This is a genomic window from Erwinia sp. MYb375, from assembly GCF_037479175.1.
GTDB classification, from domain to species: domain Bacteria; phylum Pseudomonadota; class Gammaproteobacteria; order Enterobacterales; family Enterobacteriaceae; genus Erwinia; species Erwinia rhapontici.
In genome coordinates, this window is the sequence record NZ_JBBGZS010000023.1 from 1,352,394 (window position 1) to 1,370,880 (window position 18,487).

The window sequence follows — 18,487 nt, forward strand, 5'->3', positions numbered from 1 at the left end:
CGAGGATTTTTATGACTGTCGGTAACCGTATTTTCTTACAACGTGATTTACAGGCCGCGCCTTATGTTGAGGCATTCCGCACCCTGCCTGCGGCTGTAGTTGCAGACTGCATGAGCCGTCTGCCTGCGCTGGCCTGCGATATTCGGCTAATGAGCAATCCGTCCCATTCCACCATGTGCGGTCTGGCGGTGACGGTCAAAGCCCGTTCCGGTTGTAATCTGATGCTGCATAAAGCGATGGATATGGCAGGTGCGGGTGATGTCATCGTGGTGTCGAACGAGGGCGATCGCAGCCAGGCGCTGATGGGGGAAGTGATGACCACCTGGGCACGCCAGCGCAATATTGAAGGACTGGTACTGGACGGCGCGATCCGTGATATTGAGGGCATCAGCAAGATGGATTATCACCTGTACGCTGCCGGCGTCACGCCCGGCGGGCCGTTTAAGGATGGCCCTGGTGAGATCAATGTGCCGATTGCCTGTGGGAATATTCATGTCTCGCCGGGCGATATCATTCTCGGCGATCACGATGGCGTGATAGTGATCCCCAAAGCAGACGCTGCACAGATTCTGGAAGCGGCACAGGCCTACCTGATTGTTGATGAGCGCAATTTTGAACTGGCGAAGCGCGGGGAGCTGGAGCGGGAGTGGATCGACCCCTGGCTGGCCGGTAAGGGCGTGGAAGTGATTGACGGGCAGTATTAAGCTTTATTCAAATCATTCCACATAAATCATCATGTTGTGGCGGTTTTAAAACCTACAGCGAGCGCTCTCTTGCGGGGATGGGGCCAGTTTGAGGTAAGCCGGACGTCACGCGGCAGGGACGCCGCGTGCCGAGGCCCGCAGGGATGCGGCAGTTGCCGATCCGGCGTGCTCAAACTGGCCTCAGACCGGAAGCCAAACTATCCGCGATAAAAAATGCCTGGGGATCCCTCAGAGGTCGACCACTACAAATAATCGCTGACTTATTTTGTGGGGATATTTCTACTCCACGGGCGTGACCGCCCCCTTCCCTGCAAACCACCCCGCCAGATTATCCACCACATTTTGTGCCATCGCCTGACGCGTCTCTACCGTTGCACTGGCAATATGCGGCATCAATACCGTGTTGGTCAGCGCCGCAAAACGCGCATCAATCCCCGGCTCATTATCAAACACATCCAGACCGGCACCGCGAATAGTATGATTTTGCAGCGCCTCAATCAGGTCATCCTCATTCACCACCGCTCCGCGCGCGACATTAATCAGAATGCCCTCTTTCCCCAGCGCGCTGAGGATCTCTGCATCCACCCTCTTGCGGTTACGCGCATCTCCCGGCACGGCCAGCACCAGGAAATCACTGAACTGCGCCAGCTGATGCAAATCGCCAAAACGCTGCCATCCAGGCTCACTGCTCTGGCGACTGTTGCAGTAACCGATCTGCATATCAAAGCCCGCACAGCGCCGGGCAATCGCGGCACCAATCTTACCCAGCCCCATAATCCCCACGCGTTTACCGCACAGCTTGTAACCCAACTGCGGCGGGCGTTCCTGCCAGGCCCCGCTGCGTAGAAACGCATCCTGCGCCACGATCTGCCGTGACACGCCAAGCATCAGCGCCAGTGCCAGATCCGCCACGTCATCCGTCAGAATGCCGGAGGTGATGGTCACCGTAATACCGCGATCGCGGGCAGCCGACAGATCGATACCATCGGTGCCAACACCAAAAACAGCGATCAGTTCCAGCGCAGGCAGCGCAGCCATCAGATCGGCCGCCAGCCCGACATCTCCCCGGGTGGCAACCGCTTTGATCTTGCCTGCATGTTCCTCAAGAAAGGCGGCCACGTCCGTCTGTTCATACAGACGATGACAGTGATAGTGCTGGTGCAGAACCTCGCTCAGTTCCGGCATCAGTGGCTGAATAATCAGAATGTCCTGTTTCATTGCGGGTACCTTTATTATTAACGTCAGGGTAAGAGGAAAAACACGTTAATAACCTGGCAGAGTTTCGCTATCCCTCCAGCAACATTCTACTTATTACCTGATAAGCTGAACTTATTGCTGCGCGGTGCGGGCTGCTGCAATCATGCCGTCCAGCCACGCCTGATGACCATTGATCATCGGATTGGGGCGGGCAGACGCCAGATCGCGGGCAGGTTTACCGTTCTGTGTTTCCTGCGTCAGTAAGCGGACGCGGCCGCCCGGCAGCGCTTCAATCAGCCAGGCATGATGCACATCCAGGCGGCTTTCGCTGTCGTCACCGCACCAGCCATGCCAGGCGATGCGTCCTGCGCTGCCCGCCAGCGGTGGCTCAAATTCGTTTACTTCGGCCTCGACCGGGAAACCAAAAGTGGTAAAGCGGAAGCGTGCGCCATTCGTCAGACGTGGGCCAGTGTCATCGTGGAAACCTATCTCACTGGCGTTGCTGTAATAGCCCGGCCATGCGGTCGTATCGGTCAGCTTGTCCCACAGTGCGACGACGCTGACCCCGGTGATGACCATTTCGTTGGAGGCGAAGTTATCGCTAAAACCGGGAATATAGCCTTGTGGCCAGTTAATGCTGTTCATCGGGAGTGCCTTCATTAAGGTTGAATTCACCGCTATGCTGCACCGGCCTGAGACATAAAACCAATCGTCATTTTTTATTTAAGATATTCTATATTCTAATATCTTATATCAGTGAGTCTGCACCATGGCCGATCTCCGAACCCTTGATCTTAACCTGCTGAAAACCCTGGATGCCCTGCTGGATGAATGCAGTGTGACCCGCGCTGCTCAGCGTCTGGCCCTGACGCAACCCGCCGTCAGTGGCATGCTGACCCGGTTGCGCGAATGTTTTAACGACCCGCTGTTTATCCGTAACCGTCACGGCATTACGCCGACTCTGCGTGCGCTGGAGCTGGCCGCTCCGGTAAAGCAAATCCTGGCTGAAGTCAGCCAGTTGCTGCAGCCGAAGGTCTTCGATGCTGCCCGTGCGCAGATGTCGCTGCGGATTGCCGCCACCGATTACGCGCTCAGTGCCGTAGTGGTGCCGTTTATTACGGCGCTGCGCCAGCAGGCACCGGGAGTGCGGGTTAGCGTGCAGCCGGTGGTCAACGAACAGCTGGCCGCACAGATGGCACAAGGAGAGGTGGATATGGCGCTGGTCACGCCGGAGACCACCCCACCAGACCTGCATGCCCACCCGCTGTTTGAGGAGCAGTATGTCTGCCTGTTGCGCACCGGGCATCCCGATGCGGCATCGGGTGCGCTCTCACTTGACCGCTTCTGCGCACTCGACCATGCGCTGGTGTCACACAGCGGCACACAGTTTCGTGGTGTGACCGACGATGCGCTGGCAGCATTGGGTCGCGAGCGTCGGGTCACGCTGGCAGTGAACAGTTTTCTGGTACTGCCTGAGATTCTGCGCAGCAGCGATCTGATCGCTGTTGTCCCTCAGCGACTGGCGCAGCATACCCACGGCTTGATCCAGCTCGCACCACCTTTAACGATCGTCGGGTTCAGTAAAACCGTGGCATGGCATGAACGCAGCCATCGCGATCCCGGGCATCGCTGGCTGCGTACACTGTTGGTAAAGATGCTAACCCACTGATACAGCACGGACAGCTTATCGTCCGCCGTGTCACGTGCCTTAGTGTGGCGCACTGTTTCTCGTATTTTCTCACTTTACAGGTTGATTATGTCTGCACTGTTTACTCCCTTTACACTGAAAGACGTCACGCTGCGTAACCGCATCGCCATCCCACCGATGTGTCAGTACAGCGCCGAAGAGGGCCTGACCACTGACTGGCATCAGGTGCACTACCCGGCGCTGGCGCGCGGCGGTGCCGGGCTGGTCATTGTCGAAGCCACGGCGGTGTCACCGGAAGGCCGTATCACTCCGGCATGTACCGGGCTGTGGAATGATCAGCAGGCTGAAGGAATGGCAAAAATTGCCGCATCGATTAAAGCCGCCGGGGCCGTGCCGGGTATTCAGATCGGCCATGCCGGACGTAAAGCCAGCGCCAACCGTCCGTGGGAAGGTGATGACCATATCGCCGCCGGGGACAGTCGGGGCTGGGCAACCCTCGCTCCGTCTGCGGTCGCCTTTGGGCATCATCTGCCTCAGGTGCCAAAGGCCATGACACTGGATGATATTACCCGGGTGAAAAGCGATTTTGTCGCAGCGGCACGCCGTGCACGTGATGCCGGTTTTGAATGGCTGGAGCTGCACTTCGCGCACGGCTATCTGGCACAGAGCTTCTTCTCGGTCCACGCCAACCAGCGTAACGACCAGTACGGCGGAGACTTCGCCGGGCGCAGCCGCTTCCTGCTGGAAACACTGGCCGCTGTTCGCGAAGTATGGCCAGAAAATCTGCCGCTGACGGCACGTTTTGGCGTGATCGAATATGACGGACGTGATGAGCAGACGCTGGCGGAATCGATTGAACTGACGCGACTGATGCGTGATGGCGGTCTGGATCTGCTGAATGTCAGCGTGGGCTTCACGATTGCTGAAACCGAGATCCCGTGGGGATCGGCCTTCCTGGCGCCGGTGGCCGAACGCGTGCGTCGTGAAGCCGCTTTACCGGTGGCATCGTCCTGGGGCATTGAAGCACCGGACGTCGCTGAGCGGGTGATTGCCGAACAGCAGATGGATCTGGTGATGATTGGTCGTGCACACCTCGCCAACCCGCACTATCCGTACTATCTGGCGAAGAAACTGAACGTTGAGCGCCCATCCTGGGTCCTGCCTGCGCCTTACGCGCACTGGCTGGAACGCTACCGTTTGGGTGAGTAATCGACCCGAAAAAAAGGTGGCCTGTTTTCGGGCCACCTCACGCACCTTACCCACTGTTGTTTCAACTACGTTCAATCTTTTTCGCTGCATCATCCAGCGCATCAATAATCGCGAACAGCGACTGCTGCGAGATCCCGTCCTGCGACAGGCGAACATTGAGCGCCGTCTTCATATTGTGGATGGCCCGCTCCACATCCGGCAGACTGCGGTTGTTCACCAGCACTGCCAGCGTGGACAGTCGCTGAATGATGCTGACCAGTGCCGCAGCGTGATGTTGCAACTGCTCCGCCCCTTTCTCTTCCAGACGATAGGCTTTACGTGTCGCCTGACCATCCACCACCGCGATGCACTCCATCTCCTCAAGCAGCTGGAGATTAGGATAAATAATGCCCGGACTGGGGCTGTACTCCCCTTTCGACAGCTCCTCAACGGCTTTGATTAACTCATAACCATGCGCGGCGTTGTGGCTGAGGAAATGCAGCAGAAGCAGCCGGATATCGCTGGCATCGAGTATTTTTTCCCGACGTTTTCTGCGGTGGCCGGCACGTGCTGCGCCATCGGGATGCCACATGGGCGGCTCCGTTTTCACCTTACTTCTGATGCCAGTAAGCAACGGCGCGCACGAAGGTCGCGTCACAGCCACGCTGTTCGATAAAGTAATCACTCAGCTTTTTCACAAACTCCGCTTCGCCGGTCAGCCAGATAAAGTAATCCTCTGTCGGAAGCTGAATGCCGTTGAATGTCTCAATCAGTGCAGCCAGATTCTCTGTCTTCATGGCACCGCTGCCAACCCAGGTTGCATCCACGCCGTTCAGGCCGTCCAGATAGGCCTGCCCGGCTGCTTCATCCACATAGGCGAACAGACTGAGCCGCTGACCGCTGAGGGTTTCCTTACGGCGTTTAAATGCTGGCAACCCGCTTTCATCGCAGACATACAGCTGGAAAGCATAGTCTTCCGGCACCACCAGAGAACCACGCGGACCGCCAATCGCTAAAGCATCACCGGGCTGTGCCTGGGCTGCCCAGTCACTGGCCACGCCGCCGTCATGAATATAGAAATCGAGGGTTAGCGTTTTGGCTACACCATCAAAGAACAGCGGCGTGTAGTCGCGGGAAACCGGCCGTGCGCCCTCTTTCCACACCACGCCGTCTTCGGTCACTTCCGGTAGATGTAGCGTACCGCTGCTGGCATCGGGGAAAAATACTTTGATATGGTCATCGAAGCCCGGAGAGATAAAACCCGCGAGATCTTCACCGCCAAATTCAATACGCCAGAAACTGTCGGCCACGTTGGTTTTCGCGGTGACCGTCAGCTGGCGGAAACGCAGTTCATTACGTACGCGCTGTGGCGCACGATTTGCTTTATGAGAGTCAGTCAACGTGCTTGTCCTCGTTAGGATATGAAATCAGGAATCATTCTCATTCGAGGTAAAATATATCTATGATATATCTTAAGTGCAACACAGGCTGACCTTGTTATGCGTAAAAAAAGGGGCAATTTGTGCGCTATTATTGCTCAGGCTGTGGGCGATATTTCCACAACCAGCGGCCGCTGTTCATTCGATGGTAGAAGAACCAGCCACGTATCATCCAGTCCAGCACCATGCCCAGCCAGATACCGACCACGCCGAAGCCCAGCACAATGCCCAACAGATATCCGGCCACGATACGCCCGCCCCACATGCTTAACAGAGACACCCACATGGTGTAACGCGCATCGCGTGCCCCCTTCAATCCCGCGGGCAGCACCCATGACGCCGCCCAGAACGGCATAAAGGCCGCATTGAGCCAGACCAGCATTTTCACCACATGGATAACTTCCGGGTCCTGGGTATAAAATTGGGCCAGCAGCCCGGCAAAAGGCACCGTCAGCAGCGCCAGCAGGCACAGACCAATGCTCGACAGCCCGAAAATAAAGCGCAGCAGGCGCTCAGGCTGGCCCAGCTGACCACGCCCCAGACGGGTACCGACGATGATGGTCGACGCAGAGCCAAGCGCATTACCTGGCAGGTTAATCAGTGACACAATCGAGAAGGCGATAAAGTTACCGGCGATGACATCGGTCCCCATCCCGGCGACAAAAATCTGGGTTAACAGCTTGCCGCCGTTAAACAGCACCGATTCAATGCTGGCCGGAACGCCAATGCCAAGCACTTCGCGCAGAATATTCATATTCAGACGGGTGAAATAGCTTCTTAGCGAAATTTTCAGTGCCGGAACAAAACCTATCACCAGCACGTAAATCACCGCTGCCGCACCGATATAGCGCGAGATCGTCAGCCCCAGCCCGGCCCCGACAAACCCCAGCCCATGCCAGGAGAAACAGCCGTAGATCAGTACGCTACTGATGATGATATTGAGGATGTTCATCCCGCCGTTGATCAACATCGGGATTTTGGTGTTTCCGGCACCACGTAACGCCCCGCAGCCAATCAGGGCGATGGCTGCCGCCGGGTAACTCCAGGCGGTGACTTGCAGGTAGGAGAGCGCCAGCGCTTTCACTTCCGGTTCCGCTTTACCCGCAATCAGGTCGATGATCTGCGGGCCAACAAACTCGATCGCCAGCGCCAGCAGAACGGCAAAAATCGTCATGATGATCAGCGACTGACGCGCGGCGGCCACCGCTCGTTCCCGGTTCAGCTTACCGAGGCTGAACGCCACCACCACCGTTGTCCCAAGATCGATAGCAGCGAAAAAGGAGATCACGACAATATTAAAACTGTCGGCCAGCCCGACCCCGGCCATCGCCTCTTTCCCCAGCCAGCTGACCAGGAACGTGCTCAGCACCCCCATCAGCAAGACGCATAAATTCTCAAAAAAGATCGGCACCGCTAGCGGGGTGATTTCACGCCAGAAGAGTACGCGGAAGGAACGTCTTTTCGGATACCAGTCAGTACGTTGTATCGCTTGCTGCAAGGAAACACGAAGGTTTTGCAAGATTGTTACCGCTTTTCTCTGGGAAAGAAATATACGCTAACCAGATGATGGTAAAAGACATGACATTATGCAAAGTCTTTTTATGTTTCAAAATGCAGAAACAAAGGGATGCCTGCTGGCGGCATCCCGTTTACGCTACAGCAGCGGCCGCTGCAACAGTTTTTCCAGTACCAACAGCGGCGCATTTTGCGGGTTTTTCATCCCGGAAATCGGCAGTAAAAAGGTCTGCTCCAGCATAAACTGGCCGCTCATTGCCGCGTGGGGAGTCTGGTCAGCAAAACAGATCCAACTGCTGCCCGGCGGCAGCGTTAGCGCTACCTGTGGCCCCTGTTCCTGATAATGCCTGTCCGCTTTCATCGCATCATGCAGCCTGAGCATCATATGGTCGTATCCGGTACGTCGGGATTTGGTCATGCGCAGGCGATGCTGTAGCCAGCTTCCCAGCGGGGAATATCCTTTCAGATGTGACATAAATCGCTGTGCCAGCACCGGGAAAGGTTCGCCCACGCGCCACTCGCGGCTTTCACCATGCGGATTAATATTGGTGAAAATACGCAGAATACGCTCGCCCTGGATGGGGCGTGAAGGGAACGCATCCACATGCAGGCGACTGTCATCTTTACGCCAGGAACTGGCATCACGCCAGGCGGTGACCGGATGCAGGCGCAGCGTATTTGACGGGGAGTGCACCGCGTGGCGGTACTCCGGCAGCAGCGCGTCGAGCAGTTGCAGACAATGCTGATAATAGCGTGACAGTAACGCGGTCACCTCAGGCGCTTTATCCTGTTGCGCAATGCCCCGCACCTGATTTTTTTGTGGATTAAAGCTGATATTTTTACGTTTGGGGTCCACCAGTGCTGGCGTCAATAAAGCCAGCTCTTCCGGCAGCAGCGTAAAGGTCAGGTGAGGCATAAACAGGACATTGCCCTGCTCAAGTGACTCGAGAGCATTGCTATCGTGCTGTGGTTGATTCCAGCCGGTCAGCAGAAGTGTGTGGATCACCCGATCCCGGGATAACGAGTGTTCAGACATGTTATATCCTTATTGTCTGTCAAAAATGAGGTCAGTTCGGCGACCATTATATTCTGCGACATCAATTTTAATTAAACACGGGCTAAACCATAACGCAGTGGGAAAGGAGGGTGCACAGCGAAAGATGCGGCTGCGTTTTATTGCTACACTGCGCATTCAAAAACAGGAGTGAACTATGAGAGCCCGTTCCGTAACGCTGGAAGACGTCGCCAGTGCTGCCGGTGTGTCTTATCAGACCGTCTCCCGGGTGCTGAATCATTCGAGCCAGGTGGCAGAGCAGACCCGCATGCGGGTGGAAGCGGCGATGCAGGCGCTGAATTATGTGCCTAACCGGGTGGCTCAGCAGCTGGCGGGGAAAAATACCCGTACACTCGGCCTTGCCACCAGCGATCTCGCGCTGCTGGCTCCGGCACAGATTGCCTCGGCGATCCAGCAGCGCACCAGCCAGCTGGGTTACCATCTGGTGATCGCGATGGCGGGCAGCGGTGGCGCGCAGCAGGCGGTCAGCGATCTGTTATCCCAGCGGGTCGATGCGCTGCTTATCAATGTGCCGCTTGAAGCGCAGGCCGCGCAGCAGATTGAGCGCATGGCCGCTTCCCTGCCCTGCCTGTTCCTCGATGTGGCGGAAGATGCCGATGTTGCCACCTGCACCTTCAGCGCCCATACCGGTGCACGTCAGGGTGCGGAACACCTGCTGCAACTGGGGCACCGTCATATTGCCCTGCTGAACGGTCCGGCAGATTCGGTCGCGGCACGCGCACGCCGTGCGGTCTGGATGGAGGTATTGCAAGAGCATCAGCTGGCCCCCTGCAACCAGTTAGAGGGCGACTGGAGCGCCCAATCGGGATATCAGGCTGTGATGCAACTGGCCGGGCAGGAGATGCCCTCTGCGCTATTGGTGGCTAACGATCAGATGGCGCTGGGCGCCATGCAGGCCCTGCATCAGATGGGCGTAGCCGTGCCCGCAGAGATGTCGGTGGTCGGTTATGACGATACGGCAGACAGTGCCTGGTATCAGCCGCCTTTGACCACCGTGCGTCAGGATATGCGTCAGCTGGGCGAATGCAGCGTACAGTGGCTGACCCGCCAGCTGGAGCAGCCCGGCAGTGAAGCAGGATTACCCCCGTTTGCAACCTCCCTCGTGGTGCGCGCCAGTACTGCTGCGCCACGTGACGAACAGCGTGCGCCCCATCCGGTGGCGGCGGAATTACGCCGTCTGGCGCAACAGCTGGATAATGATGTGCCATAAAAAACGCCGGGCATCTCTGCCCGGCTCACTCTGTTCACTGACGTCACTGCACGTGATTACGCTTTTGGTTCGCCCAGTGATTTCAGTTTTTTCGACAGGTCGCGACGTTCTTTCGACAGGTCGGCATTTTTGATGATGTAATCATCAACGCGATCTTCGTAGTCGCTACGCATGCTGGCGATAATTTCCTGAATAGCTTCGACGCTCATCCCTGGCTTAATGTACTCACCGAGGTTATCGAGCAACAGCACACGCTTCTGGTTATCACGGATTTTCTTTTCATTATCGTGAATTTCACGTTGCAGCTTGTTCTTACGACGGAACATACGCACGAACTCCAGTACGTCCTGAAATGATTGCTTTGCATTTTCCATGAAGACACCTTTCATTTGGGCCTGTGCAAACAGGCATCATTGTCGTGGCTACCAGCTTAACGGCGAGCCGCTGCCGATGGCAATTTTAAACTTACAGAACTGCGCTGTCCCCATCTTACCCTGAACCGAGTCAGCTCGCAGTAAGTTGTTGCTGAATCATTCTATTTTCGCAGTGCCAGGCGGATAAGTTCGGTCAGCCTTTCCAGCTGACTGGCCATTTCCAGACTGAGCCAGACATAGCCATGGATGGGGGTTTCCACCAGTTCGTCGCTGTCTGACTCGGCAATCAGTTGCCGCAGTTCCCGGGTGATTTCCGCCAGCTCTTCGCTGTTGGCGGCAATTTTCCCGGTATCCCCTTCGACAATCACTTTTGACAGTGCACGCAGGGTATTTTCGGTCATTTGCTGGGTACGCCGCAGTGCCGGCGCGTTGAGCATAATCAGATGACTCTGACGGGAGGCCCACCAGGCATTGAGCTGGAGTTCCAGCGTGCAAACCAGATTGCGATTCAGCGTCTGAATACCCTCAAACACCGAGCGCGGCGTGCGTGTTTCTTTGCTGGAGGGTTCAATCAACGCACGCATTTTAATCACGTTACTTAACAGGCGTTGTAACGGGTGCGACAGACGCGGCTTCTCGACGAGGTTAGGGGAAAAACCGGCGTGATATACCCGCGCGGTCTCCAGAAGCAAATCGGAAAGCTGAATGCGCCAGTGAGTGTAGGCTTTCTGCGGATAAATACTGGTAAACAGCAGCGCCAGCAGCGAACCGAGGATCACATCGCCCCCACGCCACAGCGCGGTGGTCATATCGCCCGGGATCCCGCCACAGATCACGGCCAGGGTGATGCCGATCAGCAACGCCATATAAGGGTGCTTACCCAGCGTCAGAAAACCACTGATAAACATCACCGCCGCACACCACACCAGCATTATCGGCATAGAGATCAGTTCCAGTTTGAGCGCAATCAACCCGGAGATTGAACCAAAGATGGTGCCGCCAATACGCTGAACCGCACGGGGGAAGACATTGCCCCACGAGGAGATCGGCCCCATCACCACCACCAGCGTGATAAGCGGCCAGCTGCCTTCCGGGATCTCCATTATGCGCACCAGCAGGAACGTCAGGATAAATGCCAGAGCGATACGCACACCGTGGACGATGCGGTAATTGCGGTACAGGCTGAACTCAAAGGCCGACAGCGGCTTGTCCGGTCGCAAAGTAGCTCCGAAAGAAGAAAGAATCAGCGGGACATCATACCTGAAGCAAGCTCAGGTAACAGGCGAACGATGGAGGTTTCTCCCCGTTTTTTCGCTCATTTCACTGCATTAAGCAGCAGAAAACACTGAGATTACCGCACTGATACAACCCGTTAATCGGCCATTTTCTTCTTGCGGATGTCATTCACATTTCGATAACAAAATAGAGAGTGCTAAAGGCTGCGTTTAACCAGCGGAACGCAAATCAGGAATTCCCAAATTCCGCTTTGCGAGCCGTCATTGAGATAGTGATCAAAACAGGGCCCTTCTGCACGCTGATAGCCACTGGTCGGCAACCACTCGTCGTAAAAGGCCAGCCAGGGGGTTGAAAAATCGCCGTCGCTGACAGTGACTTTTGCCACGCCATAGGTGCCACCGGGAATAGCACGCAGTTCCACACCCTCACTGTCCAGCGGCAAAACGTAGCCATCAGGCACACTGATACCGGTATCAATACGCAACTGTTCGGGGGGGACGACCTCGGGGTTATCGTAATAGATCGCCAGCCAGTCTCCTGCCAACTGATGACGTTCCACCCATTCGCTCAAACGGGCAAAGCCTTGCGGCGCGGTGTCCTGCCAGGGACCGACCAGACGAAAGGCGGCGACATTTTTCGCCTCAAGATGCTTAATATCGACCTGCATGGTTCTCTCCTCAATGAATTAACTACTGTATAAATAACCATTAAAAGCGATTTTTACCAGGCATCTTTCGTTGAAGAGAAATGATTTGTGAGGCACTGCACAGAGTGGAGGGATGGCCGGGTCATATCTTTATGCCCGGCCCGCACAGAGTGAGATTATAACTTCTGTTTGATGTAGTCGCTGATGCGGGTGATAAGCCCCGCCTGCTCAACCGGTTGCAACGCCACCAGCGGGTAGCTGGCCAGCGTTTTGTCCCCTTCGACCAGTTGGATAGTGCCCACCTGTTCATGCAGTTTAATCGGCGCTTCCAGGTCTTTGCGGTCAATCACATACCGGGCTTTCACTTTCTGTACTTGATCACGCGGCAGTGCCAGGAACACATCTTTCTCGCTACCCAGAGAAACGCGGTGCGGGTTACCGTACCAGACGTTTTCATGGCCAATCTCTTTGCCGGCGTGGAACAGCTGGATGGTGTCGAACTGGCTCTGGCCCCAGGTCAGCAGTTTACGCGCCTGCTCTTCCCGCCCTTTGGGGCTTTTTCCACCCATGATAACGGCAATCAGGCGGCGCTGCCCGTCAACACTGGAGGCGATGATATTGAAGCCCGCGCTTTCGGTATGACCGGTTTTCAGCCCATCAACATGCAGTGTTTTATCCCACAGCAGGCCATTACGGTTCTGCTGAGTAATGCCATTCCAGGTGAGCGATTTCTCACTGTACATCTGGTAGAAGTCCTGCTCACCGCTAATGATGGCGCGCGATAGCGTGGCCAGATCGCGTGCCGTGGTGAACTGCCCGGGTGCATCCAGTCCATGCACGGTTTCAAAGTGGGTATTGCTCAGCCCCAGTTTATCCACGTACTGATTCATCATGGTAACGAAATTCGCCTGACTGCCGGCCACATAGTCAGCCAGTGCAACACAGGCATCGTTACCGGAATCAATAATCACCCCCCGGCTGAGGTCGCGTACTGAGATTTTCTCTCCCGGTTTAATGAACATTAGTGACGATCCTTTAAATACCGGGTTACCGGCTCCCCAGGCATCGTTACCCACCGTCACCATGTCGTCACGGGTGATGCGTTTTTTATCAATGGCGCGATCCACCACATAGCCGGTCATCAGCTTGGTGAGGCTGGCCGGGTTGCGGCGTTCGTCCGGATTCCCGGAAGTGAGGATTTGTCCGGTGGTGGCATCCATCAGCACCCAGGAGGCGGCATCAATCGCCGGAGCGGTCATCGGGAATGCCAGGGCATCCCCGGCAGGCTGGCCTTCGGCACAGACGGCGGTACTCAGGGCCATAACCACACAGAAACTTGCAAGCTGATGCTTTTTCAACGCTCAATCCTCAACATAGACACAATAAAAAACTGCGCATGTTGTACGGGATCCGTGATGTCTTTGCGTGACTAAATTGCAAGAAAATATGAATAAATCAGGGGATTAGCGTGTTGTAACAGTGTGACGGCATCCGATTTAAAAATATTTAGGCTATCAATTTATATTGCATTGATGGATTAAATCGATTGAAGGTGATTTTTAGTCCGTATCTCTAAGAACATCACTGTCTAGTTGATTTCTTGTATGCTAATATTTCATGCATTCGGATAGTCTAACTCTATGAGTTCTCAAAAGAATTATATGTGAGTTGATAATTAACAGGTAAGTGTAATGCTGTTCAGTTCATCTGTTTTTATTTTTTTGTTTTTACCCATATCATTTTTTGTTTATTTTTTATTAAATCACAAACGATTTATTTATGCCGGAAAATGCTGGCTTGTTGCATGTAGTATTTTTTTCTATGGGTATTGGGATGCAAGCTATATACCATTACTTATTTCCTCAATATTATTTAACTTCATGGCTGGAAAAACGGCCTCACCTTTTGCTTACACATCATTAAGCCAAAAAGTTAAAAAAACCATTCTATTTATTGCAATAGTGACTAATCTCGCGTTGCTCTGTTACTATAAATACACTAACTTCTTAATTGAAAATATAAACAACCTGACAAGTTATGATCTTACTTTCAAAACAATTATATTACCGCTCGGCATAAGTTTCTATACTTTCACTCAAATAGCATTTTTGGTGGATAGCTATAAGGGGCTTGCGAAGGAATATGATTTCGTAAATTATGCGCTATTTGTGACATTCTTCCCTCATTTGATTGCCGGGCCAATTCTTCATCACAAAGAAATGATGTCACAGTTCAAATCAAAGTGGACGCTGTCTGTAAGATATCGCAACATTTTCATGGGTCTGTTTATATTCAGTATAGGGTTGTTCAAAAAAGTTGTTATTGCAGACAGTTTTGCAAGTTTTGCTAACTTAGGTTTTTCTCCATCTGCAGAGCACGACTTTTTTAGCGCCTGGGCAACCAGCCTTTCATACACATTCCAACTTTATTTCGACTTCAGTGGGTATTGTGACATGGCTATTGGTGCTGCGCTGCTATTCAATATTTGGCTACCACTTAACTTTAATTCGCCGTACAAATCTTTTGATATTCAAGACTTCTGGCGTCGCTGGCATATTACTCTTGGTCGCTACCTGCGAGACTATATATATATTCCTTTAGGTGGAAGTCGCTGCTCTCAGACCCGAGTTTATATTAATCTGTTCTTCACTTTCGTACTGGGTGGCCTTTGGCATGGTGCTAGCTGGATGTTTATAATCTGGGGAGCGATGCATGGTGGTGCACTGATGATTCACAGACTCTGGAAACAATGTGGGTTTTCAATGCCTAAACCTGTCGCCTGGATTATTACGTTTATGTTCGTGAACGTAGCATGGGTATTTTTTAGAGCTCAATCTTTGGACGAGGCACTAAAAATACTGAAAGGCATGGTTGACCTGGGATCGGTAAATACGCTCACAATCGCTCAGGTCCCGAGTGACTCATTGGCATGGGGCGGGACATTTATTGATCATCTTCTTACTATTCTCCCGGTAGGGCTGGTGAGTAATATTTTATCTTTTTCACTTATTTTTATTGGTTTCATTATTACCCCAATGAAAAATGCCTATGAACTTACCATCGGGCATCACTCCAGACTTCTTAAATCTGTCTGGATGACGATTCTCTTCACTTCTGCCGTATATACGACAATACAGTCAACCAGCACTGTATTTTTATACTTTAACTTCTAAGGAAATCACGATGAAAATGTATATTTATGGTTTCCTTACCACATCAGCACTCACTTTAGCCATTGCTCCGGCAGTCAATATTTACAATGACTTAACTGGCGAAAAGATAATAGTTTCCAACCCGACAGGCTGGGTATCCAAGAAAAATCTTTATAATTTAGACTTCATACTTCCACCTTTTGGGCTGGCATATCGTCATTTTGGGATATCAATAGCTCCTCGCTTAGCGCTGAACGGGAAAGATGGATGGATGTTTCTAGGTGACAGATATGCTAATACCCTGACTGAAACCAGAGGGCTGACCCCGTTCAACCAGGAAAAGCTCGATTTGATGGCAGCTAACCGGGAAAAGTGGAACTCATACATTAAGAGTCTTGGCGGAAAAGGATATGTTGTTACTGTCGCCCCAAATTCACAATCCATATATCCTGAAAAATTACCAGATTGGGTAGCACAAAGTTCATCAAGCAAGAGTATCGGATATTTTCTAAGTCATGCTGATAAAGACAGAACGCTGATCGATCTCAGTACAGAGTTAAAGAATAACGTTAGTAAAAGCAAACTCCCTCTCTTTTACAAAACAGATACACACTGGAATAAACAAGGTGCATGGTATGGCTATCAAAAACTGGCCACTTCATTATCCCATGATTTCCCTGATTTAAAATGGCTAACACCAACCGATGTATCATTCACTCAGGAAATCAGACCTGGTGGTGATATGAGTCGTTTTGAGCATATTAAGGAAAAAATAACCGATACAGAAATAAAAGTTAACATTGATATAAACTCGCAAGTCACTGTTAAAGACTGGTCAGGAGAGACTTTAAGGTCTGTAGGGCTTTCTGATGGCCTTTCGGAAGCAAATTCACCATTACATATTTATTCTTCTGGAGCATTAAATAAGATGAAAGTGCTCTGGCTGAGAGACTCTTTCGGAATAGCACTTTACCCGTATATGAATGCAACTTTCAGTGAAATTATGGAAAGGCATTTCGATGCTTTCACCAAAAAGCCTGAAGACCTCAAAGAACTGATTCGAAGATATCAACCTGATATTGTCATAATAACTGTCATCGAGAGATCTTTCTCCGCAGACTTCTTTATGATGGAACCGTAAAAGTACTAATCCCATTGATTTTAAATTATTAATGGGGTTGCTATAAATCACTCAAGAAAATCAATAAAAACAATATAAATCAGTGCGTTGAAAAAAATACTGCATAAACGCACTGCGTTTTCAAAACCCTGTGTATCGCGCATCACCGTACAAATTCCAGCCTTGTTAGCGGGTTTACAGCTGGCAACACTCTCAGGCAACGTCGTCATTTTTACCGCAATATCAATATCAAAATGCCATACCCTTCCTACAGATATGCGAATATGCAAGGCCATAGAGGCCTGCTACTTCAGGCGAGTCCGAATATGGTTTACCATGTATAGCGCGAAGTTAGTGTCGCTGAGGGCCATATGATTTTCTGTACGCGGGATTTCAGGGATTCTGTACCCACTATGTGCACCATATTGCATAGACTAAAGCGAACCATAATGAACAGATGTGAATAATGCAGGGTTTGTAAGTAGAGTTGAGCACTGCCTTTTCAGAAAGTTAACAAACAGAAGTGGACAGCGAAACAGTGAAAGACACAACTAATCAACCTACCTTCCTTTTCCACGATTACGAGACCTTCGGTAAAAGTCCCTCGCTGGACCGCCCTGCGCAGTTCGCGGGCATCCGTACCGATATGGATTTCAATATCCTGGGCGAGCCTGAGGTGTTTTACTGTCAGCCTGCGGATGACTATCTGCCACAGCCGGAAGCCGTGATGATCACCGGCATCACGCCACAGATTGCACGTGCTCGCGGTGTCACTGAAGCGGAATTTACCCGTCGTATTCATCAGCTGTTCAGCGAACCCAACACCTGTGTGGTGGGTTATAACAACGTACGCTTTGACGATGAAGTCACCCGCAATCTGTTCTATCGCAACTTTTACGATCCCTACGCCTGGAGCTGGCAGTACGGCAACAGCCGCTGGGACCTGATGGATGTGATGCGTGCCTGCTATGCGCTGCGACCGGAAGGGATCGAATGGCCTGAAAACGAGGACGGCTTCCCCAGCTTCCGCCTTGAACACCTGACCAAAGCCAACGGTGTTGCCCATGAAAACGCCCATGATGCGATGTCGGATGTGTATGCCACCATTGCGATGGCAAAACGGGTCAAGGAGAAGCAGCCACGCCTGTATGACTTCCTGTTCAGCCACCGTAATAAGCAAAAAATCAGCGCGCTGGTTGATATTCCGCAGATGAAACCGCTGGTGCATATTTCCGGCATGTTTGGCGCTGCTCGCGGTAACACCAGCTGGATTGCCCCGCTGGCCTGGCATCCCGATAATCGCAATGCCCTGATCACCTGCGATCTGGGCGGTGATATGACCCCCCTGCTCACCCTGAGCGCCGATGAACTGCGTGAGCGGCTGTACACACCGCGCAGTGAGCTGGGTGATGCCGCCCCGGTACCGCTGAAACTGGTACATATCAACAAGTGCCCGGTGGTTGCCCCGGCGAATACCCTTCGCCCGGAAGATGCGGAACGCATTGGGATTGACCGTCAGCGCTGCCTGGATAATCTCGCCCTGCTGCGTCAACACCCTGAGGTACGCGAGAAAGTGGTGGCGCTCTATGCCGATGCCGAACCTTTCAAAGCCTCCGAAGATGTGGATGCCCAGATTTATAACGGTTTCTTTAGCGATGCTGACCGCAATGCGATGAATATCATTCGTCAGACTGCGCCGGAGAATCTTCCGGCGCTGGATTTAGCATTCAATGATGCACGCATTGAGAAGTTACTGTTCCGCTATCGCGCACGTAACTTCCCCGGCACGCTGGATGACGCCGAGCAGAAACGCTGGCTGCAGCATCGTCGCGAGGTGCTGCATCCTGAGCGAGTGCAGAACTATATTCAGGAGCTGGAAATGCTGTTTAACCAGTATGAAGGGGAACAGGCGAAGCTGGATCAGCTGAAAGCGCTGTTCGAGTACGCACGGGAACTGGTGTCCTGATATGAAAAGGGCGGACC

Annotated in this window: 18 protein-coding genes; 7 read left to right on the forward strand and 11 right to left on the reverse strand. The window is 52.8% G+C overall.

Translation table 11 applies throughout. From position 1 onward, the window contains the following. Positions 1-11 precede the first annotated feature (11 nt). Positions 12-704, forward strand: a complete 693-nt coding sequence (locus WH279_RS19150; RefSeq protein ID WP_200643500.1) for an RraA family protein — start codon at positions 12-14, stop codon at positions 702-704. Between the two features lie 279 nt (positions 705-983). On the opposite strand, the gene WH279_RS19155 is transcribed toward WH279_RS19150, so the two are convergent. Both WH279_RS19155 and WH279_RS19160 read right to left on the reverse strand, forming a co-directional pair. Next, positions 984-1,922, reverse strand: coding sequence for a 2-hydroxyacid dehydrogenase (locus tag WH279_RS19155; RefSeq protein WP_339458053.1), 939 nt, complete (start codon positions 1,920-1,922; stop codon positions 984-986). Between the two features lie 111 nt (positions 1,923-2,033). Beyond that, on the reverse strand, positions 2,034-2,546 hold the full coding sequence (locus WH279_RS19160; protein ID WP_339458054.1) for an SRPBCC domain-containing protein: 513 nt from the start codon (positions 2,544-2,546) through the stop codon (positions 2,034-2,036). A 124-nt stretch (positions 2,547-2,670) separates the two neighbouring features. On the opposite strand from WH279_RS19160, the gene WH279_RS19165 reads away from it, so the two are divergent. Beyond that, a complete protein-coding gene (locus WH279_RS19165) occupies positions 2,671-3,570 on the forward strand; it encodes a LysR family transcriptional regulator (protein WP_339458055.1) in 900 nt (299 codons plus the stop codon). Between the two features lie 87 nt (positions 3,571-3,657). Continuing rightward, positions 3,658-4,758, forward strand: coding sequence for an NADH:flavin oxidoreductase/NADH oxidase (locus WH279_RS19170; protein WP_171149144.1), 1,101 nt, complete (start codon positions 3,658-3,660; stop codon positions 4,756-4,758). A gap of 61 nt (positions 4,759-4,819) precedes the next feature. Here the strand turns inward: WH279_RS19170 and WH279_RS19175 are convergent, their stop codons facing one another. From WH279_RS19175 to WH279_RS19190, 4 genes are all read right to left on the reverse strand, one after another. After that, entirely contained in the window at positions 4,820-5,329 is a 510-nt protein-coding gene (locus WH279_RS19175) for a PadR family transcriptional regulator (RefSeq protein ID WP_339458056.1), read from the reverse strand. 19 nt (positions 5,330-5,348) lie between these two features. After that, on the reverse strand, positions 5,349-6,137 hold the full coding sequence (locus WH279_RS19180; protein ID WP_200643504.1) for a siderophore-interacting protein: 789 nt from the start codon (positions 6,135-6,137) through the stop codon (positions 5,349-5,351). A 130-nt stretch (positions 6,138-6,267) separates the two neighbouring features. Further along, positions 6,268-7,695, reverse strand: coding sequence for an EmmdR/YeeO family multidrug/toxin efflux MATE transporter (locus WH279_RS19185; RefSeq protein ID WP_339458057.1), 1,428 nt, complete (start codon positions 7,693-7,695; stop codon positions 6,268-6,270). A 135-nt stretch (positions 7,696-7,830) separates the two neighbouring features. Further along, positions 7,831-8,727, reverse strand: a complete 897-nt coding sequence (locus WH279_RS19190) for a Kdo hydroxylase family protein (RefSeq protein WP_339458058.1) — start codon at positions 8,725-8,727, stop codon at positions 7,831-7,833. Between the two features lie 175 nt (positions 8,728-8,902). Between WH279_RS19190 and WH279_RS19195 the strand changes: the two genes are divergently transcribed. Then, complete coding sequence (locus WH279_RS19195) at positions 8,903-9,976, forward strand: LacI family DNA-binding transcriptional regulator (RefSeq protein ID WP_339458059.1); 1,074 nt, start codon at positions 8,903-8,905, stop codon at positions 9,974-9,976. A 56-nt stretch (positions 9,977-10,032) separates the two neighbouring features. On the opposite strand, the gene WH279_RS19200 is transcribed toward WH279_RS19195, so the two are convergent. From WH279_RS19200 to dacD, 4 genes are all read right to left on the reverse strand, one after another. Then, positions 10,033-10,350: a DUF496 family protein gene (locus WH279_RS19200; RefSeq protein ID WP_133841570.1), complete on the reverse strand. Its 318-nt coding sequence runs from the start codon at positions 10,348-10,350 to the stop codon at positions 10,033-10,035. Positions 10,351-10,511: 161 nt separating this feature from the next. Next, on the reverse strand, positions 10,512-11,570 hold the full coding sequence (locus WH279_RS19205) for an FUSC family protein (RefSeq protein WP_339458060.1): 1,059 nt from the start codon (positions 11,568-11,570) through the stop codon (positions 10,512-10,514). A gap of 212 nt (positions 11,571-11,782) precedes the next feature. Next, complete coding sequence (gene sbmC, locus WH279_RS19210) at positions 11,783-12,253, reverse strand: DNA gyrase inhibitor SbmC (protein WP_339458061.1); 471 nt, start codon at positions 12,251-12,253, stop codon at positions 11,783-11,785. A gap of 155 nt (positions 12,254-12,408) precedes the next feature. Next, the gene (gene dacD, locus WH279_RS19215; protein ID WP_339458791.1) at positions 12,409-13,554 is read right to left on the reverse strand and encodes a serine-type D-Ala-D-Ala carboxypeptidase DacD; all 1,146 of its coding nucleotides are present in this window, start codon (positions 13,552-13,554) and stop codon (positions 12,409-12,411) included. 369 nt (positions 13,555-13,923) lie between these two features. Between dacD and WH279_RS19220 the strand changes: the two genes are divergently transcribed. Next, on the forward strand, positions 13,924-15,405 hold the full coding sequence (locus WH279_RS19220; RefSeq protein WP_339458062.1) for an MBOAT family O-acyltransferase: 1,482 nt from the start codon (positions 13,924-13,926) through the stop codon (positions 15,403-15,405). Between the two features lie 10 nt (positions 15,406-15,415). After that, the gene (locus tag WH279_RS19225) at positions 15,416-16,525 is read left to right on the forward strand and encodes an alginate O-acetyltransferase AlgX-related protein (RefSeq protein ID WP_339458063.1); all 1,110 of its coding nucleotides are present in this window, start codon (positions 15,416-15,418) and stop codon (positions 16,523-16,525) included. Between the two features lie 47 nt (positions 16,526-16,572). Here the strand turns inward: WH279_RS19225 and WH279_RS19230 are convergent, their stop codons facing one another. After that, positions 16,573-16,800 carry a hypothetical protein gene (locus WH279_RS19230; protein WP_339458064.1) on the reverse strand — a complete coding sequence of 76 codons (228 nt, stop codon included), beginning with the start codon at positions 16,798-16,800 and terminating at the stop codon, positions 16,573-16,575. Between the two features lie 242 nt (positions 16,801-17,042). Between WH279_RS19230 and sbcB the strand changes: the two genes are divergently transcribed. Further along, a complete protein-coding gene (sbcB, locus tag WH279_RS19235; RefSeq protein WP_339458065.1) occupies positions 17,043-18,470 on the forward strand; it encodes an exodeoxyribonuclease I in 1,428 nt (475 codons plus the stop codon). Positions 18,471-18,487: the final 17 nt, after the last annotated feature.